9 protein-coding genes are annotated in these 9,759 nt (G+C 61.7%); 1 reads left to right on the plus strand and 8 read right to left on the minus strand.

The features are described from left to right. Positions 1-285: 285 nt before the first annotated feature. The 8 genes from DW49_RS0121150 to DW49_RS0121185 all read right to left on the minus strand — a co-directional run bounded on the left by DW49_RS0121150 (position 286) and on the right by DW49_RS0121185 (position 8,077). Positions 286-1,482 (minus strand): ABC transporter substrate-binding protein, encoded by a 1,197-nt coding sequence (locus DW49_RS0121150; RefSeq protein WP_005620077.1) that lies wholly within the window; start codon positions 1,480-1,482, stop codon positions 286-288. Beyond that, positions 1,479-2,486: a CobW family GTP-binding protein gene (locus DW49_RS0121155; protein ID WP_005620079.1), complete on the minus strand. Its 1,008-nt coding sequence runs from the start codon at positions 2,484-2,486 to the stop codon at positions 1,479-1,481. The genes DW49_RS0121150 and DW49_RS0121155 overlap by 4 nt, the downstream gene beginning before the upstream one ends. Beyond that, positions 2,483-2,782, minus strand: a complete 300-nt coding sequence (locus tag DW49_RS0121160) for a hypothetical protein (RefSeq protein ID WP_005620080.1) — start codon at positions 2,780-2,782, stop codon at positions 2,483-2,485. Before DW49_RS0121160 ends, DW49_RS0121155 begins: the two co-directional genes overlap by 4 nt. 22 nt (positions 2,783-2,804) lie before the next feature. Beyond that, on the minus strand, positions 2,805-3,554 hold the full coding sequence (locus DW49_RS0121165) for an SDR family NAD(P)-dependent oxidoreductase (RefSeq protein ID WP_005620081.1): 750 nt from the start codon (positions 3,552-3,554) through the stop codon (positions 2,805-2,807). A gap of 31 nt (positions 3,555-3,585) precedes the next feature. Continuing rightward, the gene (locus tag DW49_RS0121170) at positions 3,586-4,347 is read right to left on the minus strand and encodes an SDR family NAD(P)-dependent oxidoreductase (protein WP_005620082.1); all 762 of its coding nucleotides are present in this window, start codon (positions 4,345-4,347) and stop codon (positions 3,586-3,588) included. 10 nt (positions 4,348-4,357) lie between these two features. Next, positions 4,358-5,698 carry an MFS transporter gene (locus tag DW49_RS0121175; protein WP_005620083.1) on the minus strand — a complete coding sequence of 447 codons (1,341 nt, stop codon included), beginning with the start codon at positions 5,696-5,698 and terminating at the stop codon, positions 4,358-4,360. Between the two features lie 27 nt (positions 5,699-5,725). After that, entirely contained in the window at positions 5,726-6,607 is an 882-nt protein-coding gene (locus tag DW49_RS0121180; RefSeq protein WP_004658231.1) for a polysaccharide deacetylase family protein, read from the minus strand. Between the two features lie 96 nt (positions 6,608-6,703). Further along, complete coding sequence (locus tag DW49_RS0121185; protein ID WP_005620084.1) at positions 6,704-8,077, minus strand: amidase; 1,374 nt, start codon at positions 8,075-8,077, stop codon at positions 6,704-6,706. 347 nt (positions 8,078-8,424) lie between these two features. Between DW49_RS0121185 and DW49_RS0121190 the strand changes: the two genes are divergently transcribed. Next, positions 8,425-9,417 (plus strand): GntR family transcriptional regulator, encoded by a 993-nt coding sequence (locus DW49_RS0121190; RefSeq protein ID WP_161633153.1) that lies wholly within the window; start codon positions 8,425-8,427, stop codon positions 9,415-9,417. Positions 9,418-9,759: the final 342 nt, after the last annotated feature.

The following is a 9,759-nucleotide window of genomic DNA, read 5'->3' on the forward strand; positions in this document are numbered from 1 at the left end:
TTCGCCCCTCGGCGACTGACTTTGAAGGATCAAAGTAAGCAAAATCCCGGCTCCGTTTCCGGCCCGACTTCGTCGGGTTCCTTCGCCCTGACACTGATCCGCGGGCCGCCGTCACTTACGTCGCACTCTGCGTCGTCAGTCATATCGCGGTGAAGAAGCGCTTTTGTTTATGTGCAGTGAATACGGGGCAGGCATGACGTTGCGCGGCAGCTTGGTTGTGACGCAGAGCGTCACGGATGCATGCCAATGCGCGCATTGGCACAATAACCATCAGAAGCCCTGACCCTAACGCGCCTTCGCGCTGCTTTTGCCGCTGGCGCGCAAGATGTCGCTCCAGCGGCGTACCAGGTAGTTGTGTTCGTTCATGACCGAGTTCCACACGGCGATGTGGCCCATGCGTTCTTCGTAGGAGCCGCCGTCGCGGATCTCTCCGGCGTCGATCAGGGGCAGGCCGTCGCTGCCGAGCAGTTGTTCGCGAGCGGGCAAGCCTGCGTACCAGTAGTCCCATTCGGCGGCGCTCAGATGGTCACGGCTGCGTGCCGGGTTGCCGATGTAGTACCCCTGTCGCGCCATGACTGCGCCCGGCCATCCAGAAAGCCACCAGTTCAGGTAGGCATATGCTGCATCCAGCACCGGCCCTTTGGCGTAGCGCGACAGGGACAGCCCACCGAACCAGCCGCGATAGCCCTCTTTGGGCACCGCCACACGGTATTTCACACCTGCGCGGTGCAACCTGACCAGGGTCGGTGACCACAGGCTCTGGATGTCGATGGTCGGGCTGAGCATCAGTTCGGCAGCTTCTTCGTCGTCAGACCAGAATGCGCCAAAATGCCCTTGCTGCTGTTTGCGCACCAGCACATCGGCGAGCAGGTCGATCTCTTCGATGCTCATGTTGCCAATGTCGTTGAACTGCGCCAGCCCCGCGCCCTGTACCGCCAGTGCGGCATCCAGCGCGCCGATGGCGGCGTCACTTTGTAACGCGATACGCCCGCCCCACGCTGAATCCAGCAGCCAGCCCCAGCTTTCATCCGCAGGGCTCAAACCTTCCGGCAAGCGCTCGGGGCGATAGGCAAAACTGTCGGCGTTGTGGGTCAGTGGCAACATGCTGATGCGATCGGTCACCGTGCTGCCGAGGCTGCCGTCGTGCTGCACGAAAAGGCGCTCGCTGGGCACGCTGCCGCTGCCCGGTTGATCAGTGGGCCGTAAACGACCGCGCTTGGGCAGGTCGTTGATCTCGTGCCACAGCGCAATACGTCGCGTGTCGATGGGCTGAATCGCCCGCGCAGGCCAGACGAAATCGACGTTGTGAAACCACTGATCATAAAGGTCGTAGCTGTCAGGCTGCATGACCGCGATGCGCTGCGCGGTCTGCACGTCATGAATCTGGTAGACCAGTTTGATGCCCAGTTCCTGCTCAGCCCGCTCGCGCAACGATTCGAGCAAGGTCACTGAAGTGCCGAGTACACGTAAAGTGATGGTCATGCCGCCGACTCGTTGAGCGACGGCGCGAAGCTGCTGGAGAACACCTCGAACGAACGCCGCAATAACTCCGCGTCCAGACCGCGCAGGATGAACACCAGCCGCGAGGTGCGATCCTCACCCGGCCAGGCCGCGAGGTGCACCGGTGCGTGCAGGCAATGCTGCACACCATGAATCACGATGGGAGCCTGGTTGTCGTTCACGTTGAGCAGTCCTTTGACGCGGAGGATTCGTTCGCCGTGGCATCTTAACAGCATCGACAGCCACACCCCGAAACCGACCCAGTCGAGCGGGCGGTCGAAGGTCAGGCAACAGACCTGTGCATCACCATGCCGCGCCGACCTCGACTCGACGCGGTGCAGTTGCCAGCGTGTTACCTCGGCAGCCGGTTCGGCGCTGCGCACGCCCTCCCCGAGCAGCAACTGATCGCCACTGTAAATCTGCGCCGTGTCCAGCAACGGCGCGGAAAAATTCAGTGCCTGCAGGTGCTCACGCAGCGCGTCGAGTGCAGGCTCGTCCACCAGATCGGTCTTGCTCAGCAACAGCCGGTCCGCCGCCGCGATTTGCGCCAGCCACTCCGGGTGCAGGCGCTCTTGCAGGGTGGCGTGGCAGGCGTCCACCAGCGTGATGATCAGGCCGATGTGAAAGCGTCCGCGCAGTTGCGGATCATTGCTCAGGGTGGAGAGGATCGGGGCCGGATCGGCCAGGCCGGTGGTTTCCAGAATTACCCGGCGAAACGCCGGAATCTCGCCGCGATTGCGCCGTTCCAGCAGGCCCAGCAAGGCATCCTTCAACTCGCCGCGAACGGTGCAGCAGACACAGCCACTGGGTAACAGTACGGTGTCCGGCGCTACCTCTTCAACGAGCAGATGATCGATGCCGACATCACCGAACTCGTTGATCAGCAGCGCGGTGTCGCCCATGTTTTCATCGGCCAGCAGGCGCTTGAGCAGCGTGGTCTTGCCGCTGCCGAGAAAGCCGGTAATCACGTTGAGGGCAATACTCATGATGACCTCTGCAAATGATCAAGGACGCGAGCATCCAGCGGGTCGAGCGGGCCTCCGATCAACAGTTCGGCCTTCTGCCATAACTGCTCAAGACCGCTCGCCAATTCCTGCTTGCCGGTCGCCCCGAGCAGCAGGTAGGACACCCCCTGAAAGTCTTCGACCTTGAGACGAAACGGCGCAACCACCTTGTTGATCGCCGCAATCCGCCGCAAGCGCTCACGCCGCCGGGGCAACTCGGTCGCCAGCGGGTCGCTCCAGTGCACGTCTTCGCCCAACAGGCCGCACAATCCACACATCAGCGCTTCTCCCGCAGTGAGTTCATGGCATGACATCGCCGGAATTGGGGCCCAGTGTCTGGCCGACGAACAGGTTGCCACCCGGCTCGCTGGCCAGCAGCACAGCCACGGGCGCGACTTCTTCGGCCAGCCCGAAACGACCCAGCGGCAGCTCGGCGGCCTTGGCGGTTTTCCAGGCGCTGCTTATGCCGGCCACCAGCGGCGTTTCGATAGGACCGGGCGCGATGGCGTTGACCAGCACGTTGTCCTTGGCAACTTCCAGTGCCAACGATTTGCTGAAACCGATGACTCCGGCCTTGGCGGCGGCGTAATGGGTCAGTTCGGCGCCGCCCTTGATACCCAGTTGCGAGGCGACGTTGATGATGCGTCCCCAGCGCTGCGCAATCATGTGCGGCAAGGCCCGCTGGCTGGCCACGAACACGCTGGTCAGATCAACGCGCAGCATGTCGTTCCACATCTCGATGCTCAGGTCGACGCAGCGTGCCTGAGTGAGCATGCCGGCGTTATTGACCAGAATGTCGATGCCACCAAAATGCTCGAGGCAGGCATCGACGCTGGCCTGCGCGCCCTCGACGCTACCGACGTCAGCCACGCATTCGTGCACCTGCGCGCCGAGCTGGCGGCAGTGTTCGGCGACTTTTGCCAGGTTGACCGGATCACGATCACCCAGCACCAGATGCGCGCCTTCAATGGCGTAGGCGCGGGCGATGGCAGCACCAATGCCACTGCCTGCACCGGTGATCACTGCCCGCTTTTGTTTGAGTTGTTGCATGGGTTGGGGTCCTTGGTTGAGTTTGCGCGATCTACCCCGGCCAACGCACGGTCAGGCCGCCGTCGATCACGATGCTTTGCCCGGTCAGGTAACTGGCTTCGTCACTGCACAGAAAACGCACCAGCGCGGCGACTTCGTCCGCTCGGCCGACGCGACCCAGCGGAATGGCCTTGGCCGCCTGTGCCAGGCCTTCGGACCCCAGCGAGTTCTTGCTGTCCAGTGACTGTGGCGTCTCGATCAGGCCGGGTATCACGGCATTGCAGCGGATGCCTTTGGGCGCAAGCTCCACTGCCAGCGAACGGCACAGGCCCGGTACGCCAGCCTTGGCGGCGGCGTAATGGGAATGGTCCTGCCAGCCATAAACACCGCCGGCAATCGAGGAAATAGCCACCAGCGCGCCGCCCTCGCCCATGTGCCGAACAGCCGACCGGAAGGTGCGCATCACGCCGGTCAGGTCCACGTCGAGCATCTCGTTCCAGCGCTCGTCGGTCATTTCCAGCAACGGCGCACGGCGCAGCAATCCGGCGTTGGCCACCGCGTAGTCAATTCGGCCAAACGCCTTGATCGCCGCTGCGGCCAGGTCATCGACTGACGCTGTGAAGGTCACGTCAAGCGGCAGCATCAGGCATTCGCCGCCCGCCTCTTCCACCAACCTGCGGGTTTCATCCGGGTCATGCGGGTCCGCCGGGTAATACCCGCCGGCCACCGCAACACCCTGCCGAGCGAAGGCCACTGCCAGCGCCTGACCGATGCCGCTGGCGGCACCGGTTACCATTGCAACTTTACGCGTCATGGTTTGCTCCTTATTTCACGGTTTCAGGTCGCACATGCCTGGCCGCGAACATCAGCGCGCCGGACAGGAAGCAAGGCACTGCGCCGAAGTACAACGCCGAGGTCTGCCAGTCACCGCCGGCACTCAAGACCGACGTGGCACCGAAACCTGCTACCACGGCACCCAGCGGGCCCATAGCGTGGATGATTGCGCCGCCGGTAGCACGAATGCTGGTCGGGAAGCTTTCGCTGATGAAGAACAAAGCCGCCGAATAAGGGCCGATCAGGAAGAACAGCCCAAGGCTGTATAAGCCAACGACCGTCACCATGCTGCTCGGCCCGTAGAGCATGCCAGCGAAGGCCAGGCCGCCAAGCATCCAGCCAAGACCGATGACGTTGCGACGGCCAATGCGATCGCCCATCCAGCCATGGCACAGGTAGCCGCAGTAGCCCACCAGGTTGGACAGCACCAGAATGATCAGCGAGTTTTCAAACGAGATGTGGTGAACGCTGACGATCACCGTGGTGCCCAGCACGCTGAACACTTGAATCGCCGCCCAGTTGAGCAGGATCGCAGCACCGATCACCAGCGTGGCGCGACGCGAAGTACCGCGGAAGGCAGCACCGATGCCCGCTTTGCTGTGCTCGTTGTAATCGACCCCATAGGTTTGCGCCACCGCCTGCGCCTGGCTCACGTCGCCTTTCTTGCGCAACTGAGTGATGCGTTGATGGATCTGGAACTGCGGGCTCTCCTTGAGTTTGCGCGCCATGATCGCAATGACGATGGCCGGGATAGCCGCGAACACGAAGCAACCCTGCCAGCCGATGATCGGCAACAGCACGGCGGTCAGCCCTGCCGCAATCAACGCACCGACCGGCCAGCCACCCTGCACCAGGCTGTAGATGAAGCCACGGCGCTTGGCCAGACGGGGGTCGTCGGACGCGGCGTAGATTTCGCTCAGGTAGGTCGCGTTGACCGTTTCTTCGGCATAACCCAGACCGCCCAGCGAACGAATCAGGATCAAAGGCGACTTGCCCCAAGATCCGCCAATGGCCGTGAGCGCCGAACAGATTGCCGAACCGCTCACAGTGAAAATGATACCCACGCGCCGTCCCAGGCGATCTACCAGCGGACCGATGGCCAGTGCCACCACCGCTGTGCCGACCGCGACCCAGGTCGCTATTTCGGCCTGTTCGACCTCACTCCAGCTGAAATGCCGACCGATTTCCGGTAGCAGCGTGCCAAACAGAATGAAGTCATATACCGCAAACACCCACGCGAAAAACGCAATCCATGTGGCGAACCGTACTTGCTCCGGAGTCAGTTGCTCAGGTTTCCAGCCGGTCAGGTCGAGCTTGTTGTAAATGGACATGAGTGACGCCTCGGACAGGGCAATGAATCAGCGGGTACGGGGGTTGCGACGCACGAAGTCGTCGGCTATTTCGTCGAAAGTGACGAACTTGACGCCGGCATGGCTTTGAATGTGCTCGATCAAACGCTCCAGCATCAGCAGCACTTGCGGGCGACCAGACACGTCCGGGTGAATGGTCATGGTGAAGACAGCGTGTTCGTGCTCGCGATAGACCCAGTCAAACTGGTCGCGCCACATCTCTTCCAGGTGCCGTGGGTTGACAAAACCGTGGCTGTTCGGCGCTTTTTTGATGAACATCATCGGCGGCAGGTCGTCGAGGTACCAGTTGGCGGGAATTTCCACCAGATCGGTTTCTTCGCCGCGCACCAGCGGTTTCATCCAGGTGTCCGGATGCTGGCTGTAATCGATCTTGGTCCACTTGTCGCCGACGCGAACGTAGTAAGGATGAAAGTCGTTGTGCATCAGGCTGTGGTCGTACTTGATGCCCTTCTTGAGCAGCAGCTCGTTGGTCACGTTGCTGAATTCCCACCAGGGCGCGACGTAGCCGGTCGGGCGCTTGCCGGTCATCTGGGTGATCAATTCGATAGACTTGTCGAGGACGATTTCTTCCTGCTCGGGGGTCATGGCAATCGGGTTTTCATGGCTGTAACCATGCACGCCGATTTCATGCCCGGCATCGGCCACAGCCTTCATCTGCTCCGGGAACGTTTCCATCGAATGCCCCGGAATGAACCAGGTGGTGCGCAGGCCGTAACGCTCGAACAGCTTGAGCAAACGTGGCGCACCGACTTCCCCGGCGAACAGCCCACGCGAGATATCGTCCGGCGAATCCTCGCCGCCATACGAGCCGAGCCAGCCCGCGACGGCATCGACATCCACACCAAACGCACACAGAATTTCTTTGGCCATCTTGTTTCTCCCGCTGGTTAATCAGAACGGCTACGCGGTGTTCAGCACGCGCGCCGGTTTGCAGTGTTCAGGTGCATGCTTTCAAAGTGCTTGCGTTCAAGGTTGGTTGAGCAACGACTCCACCGTCAGAGCCGCGCGCAACAGGCGTGCGTCTTCTCCCGCCGGAGCGCTGAGCAGCAACCCGGTGGTCAGGCCCGCAGCATCGCAACCGCTGGGCAGCGACACGCCGGGCATGTTCAGCAAGCTGCCGGGCATGGTCAGGCGCAGCGTGGCGAGGTTGGTCTGAATGAACAGCTCTTCGTCGTTCAACAGCGGCGCGAGCGGCGGCGCAACATGGGCAACGCTTGGGGTGATCAGCAGCGCGCCATCGAGTTCGAGGGTCAATTGCTCCTGCAAGCGTTCCCGCGCGGCGTACAGATTGACCAGCAGGCTGGCGGGCATATGGCGCGCGGCCTCCAGACGCTTGCGAACCCTAGGGTCGAGCTGGCTGGCGGCGTCGCTGTCGAGCAACGACTGATGCAGTGCGAAGGCCTCGGCAGCACCCAGCCAGCCGTGCTGCTGGATCACTTGCAAGGTGGCCTGAAAGGCCTGGCAGTGGCCCATCTCGATCAACGCACCACCGGCTCGCAAGGCCTCGACGGCGCGCAACAGGTTGTCGCGAACGGCAGGCGCAACGCGCTCGTCTTCCAGCACGGCCCGATCAACCAGAAAACGCTGACCGGCAAGGCTGCGGGGTAGCAGCGAAGTGGGCTTGCTGCGTGCGCAAAGCAGGTCGTCGATCACCAACGCATCGCGCACGCTGCGGGTCAGCGGGCCGACGCTGTCCAGAGTCAGCGCCAGCGGGAACACGCCGTCGCGGCTATAGCGGCGGCTGGTGCTGCGAAAACCGACCAGACCGTTGAACGCAGCGGGAATACGGATAGAACCGGCAGTGTCGGTGCCCATCGCAATCGGCACGATCCCGGCAGCCACCGCCACCGCCGAACCCGAAGAAGAACCACCGGGAATGCGCGGAGAGCTATCGCTCTTCGGGTTGATCGGCGTGCCGAAGTGCGGATTCAGTCCCAGCCCGGAATAGGCAAACTCGCTGAGGTTGGTCTTGCCCAGGCTGACCATGCCAGCACGCGCCAGCAGCCCGACGCTCGGCGCATCCAGCAAGGCTGGCGACAGGTTGTTGCGCACCGTAGCGCCCGCCGTCGTGACGCAACCGGCGACATCGAACAGGTCTTTCCAGGCCACCGGCACGCCGTCGAATGGGCTAAGCGGCTGCCCGTGTTTCCAGCGGGCAGCGGACGCTTCGGCTTCCCTGCGGGCACGTTCGACGCTCATGGAAATGAACACATGATCGACCTGTGTCGCCTGTTGCAGGGCGTCTTCCAGAACCTGCAGCGGATCACTGAGCCCCTGTGCAAACGCTTCGGCCATTGCGCAGGCATCACGGGTGACGCTGTGACTCCTGGTATCGGTCATGGGTATCACGCCTTAAAAATGTACTTATTAATAAAATGTACATTTAACAAAGGCAGATTCCATGCCAATCTGCTTGAATCAGTTGTTCGTCCCCGTCGCCATTCAGGCCCTGCGAAGCTGGAACCGCCGTGCTAGAACTCTTTCTGCAAAGGAGCCATTCGCTCAGAGCGAGCGGCCAGGCCAAGCACCAAAGCGTCATAAAGAAATAATGTATCTTTTATAAAAGATACATTTTAGTGCAAAAAAGTAACGGTGGCCCCATGAGTGAGCGTCAGGACGTAGCCCAAGGTGACAACGGCGCATCTGTGCGAGAATCGCCCGTCAGCCGTCAGAAGTGTATGAAACCGATGTCAGAAGAGGACTCGCGCACCGCATCGCGCTACGCAATGATTCGAGAAGTATTGCGTAACGCCATTGTCTCGGGTGCGGCCGCCAAGGGATTGGTATTGCTTGAAGCGCCGCTTGGGGAGCTGTTCGGCACCAGCCGGGTGCCGGTGCGCAAGGCACTTAACCTGCTGCACGCAGAAGGCTTGATCAGTCGTTTCGATGGCCGGGGTTATCTGGTCAATCCAGAGCGTCAGCACGTCGAACCGTTGCGCTTGAGCCTGAGCCACACGCAGTTCGGCCTGGACAGCAACGAAGAATTGGTCGACACGCGCCCGCTCGGCGAACGCATTCATGACGAGATCGGCGCGGCGCTGTCGGCGTGTATCGCCTTCGGCCACTATCGTCTGGATGAGCAAAGCGCCGCGCAACACTACGGCGTCAGCCGCTCGGTGGTGCGTGAGGCGCTGATGCGCTTGCGTGATCGCGGCCTGGTGGAAAAAGAGCCTTATTCACAATGGCTGGCCGGGCCGTTGACCGCGCGGGAGATCACCGAGGATTACGAACTGCGCGCCTGTCTTGAGCCGGAGGCATTGCGCCTGACCGCGCCGCAGTTGAGTCGTGAAACCCTGGAGGCCATGCTGGCCAGGGTCGTCCAGGCGCAAAACGCCGCGCAATGTAGCCTGGAAGACATAGAGCGTCTTGAAGAGGACTTGCATCATCACTGTCTGGCAGGCTTGCAAAACCGCAAGATCGCGACCTTGATCAGTCAGGCGCAAAGCCCGATGATCATCAACCGGATTTTCTACCGGCTGCTGGATATCGGCGCGGATGAGGCGATGCTGGCCGAGCACCGGCTGATCATTGAGTTATTGCTGCACGGTGCTTTTGACGCCGCCGCCTTGAACCTCAAGGAACACCTGCAACGCGCCCGGCAACGCATGCTCCAGCGCCTGAAAGTGCTGTCGGTATTGCCCGAGCAGGAAGTGCCGGGGTATCTGACGCGGTTGAGTTGAGGGATGCACGCTCGGTCCCACGCTGACGACCGTCCCCGCGCTCTGGTGGGAATGCATTTCGTGACGCTCTGCGTCACACCATGGTTCTGCGATGTCAGTGATGTTTGCTCACGGCTCACGGCACCTCTTCGCCCCTCGGCGACTGACTTTGAAGGATCAAAGTAGGCCCCCCCCCGCTCCGTTTCCGGCCCGGCTTCGTCGGGTTCCTTCGCCCTGACACTGATCCGGGGGCCGCCGTCACTGACGCCGCAGTCTGCGTCGTCAGTGCCATCGCGGTAAAAAAGCGCTTTCTTTCAACTATCGTGCGACGCTCCGCGTCGCATGCAGTTCTGGACGCTCTGC

The organism is Pseudomonas avellanae BPIC 631 (assembly GCF_000444135.1).
In the GTDB taxonomy this organism is placed as follows: domain Bacteria; phylum Pseudomonadota; class Gammaproteobacteria; order Pseudomonadales; family Pseudomonadaceae; genus Aquipseudomonas; species Aquipseudomonas avellanae.

Bases quoted from the DNA above. Each gene is read 5' to 3' on its own strand.
- DW49_RS0121150 (WP_005620077.1), bottom strand. From the start codon at position 1,482: ATGACCATCACTTTACGTGTACTCGGCACTTCAGTGACCTTGCTCGAA.
- DW49_RS0121155 (WP_005620079.1), bottom strand. From the start codon at position 2,486: ATGAGTATTGCCCTCAACGTGATTACCGGCTTTCTCGGCAGCGGCAAG.
- DW49_RS0121160 (WP_005620080.1), bottom strand. From the start codon at position 2,782: ATGTGTGGATTGTGCGGCCTGTTGGGCGAAGACGTGCACTGGAGCGAC.
- DW49_RS0121165 (WP_005620081.1), bottom strand. From the start codon at position 3,554: ATGCAACAACTCAAACAAAAGCGGGCAGTGATCACCGGTGCAGGCAGT.
- DW49_RS0121170 (WP_005620082.1), bottom strand. From the start codon at position 4,347: ATGACGCGTAAAGTTGCAATGGTAACCGGTGCCGCCAGCGGCATCGGT.
- DW49_RS0121175 (WP_005620083.1), bottom strand. From the start codon at position 5,698: ATGTCCATTTACAACAAGCTCGACCTGACCGGCTGGAAACCTGAGCAA.
- DW49_RS0121180 (WP_004658231.1), bottom strand. From the start codon at position 6,607: ATGGCCAAAGAAATTCTGTGTGCGTTTGGTGTGGATGTCGATGCCGTC.
- DW49_RS0121185 (WP_005620084.1), bottom strand. From the start codon at position 8,077: ATGACCGATACCAGGAGTCACAGCGTCACCCGTGATGCCTGCGCAATG.
- DW49_RS0121190 (WP_161633153.1), top strand. From the start codon at position 8,425: ATGTCAGAAGAGGACTCGCGCACCGCATCGCGCTACGCAATGATTCGA.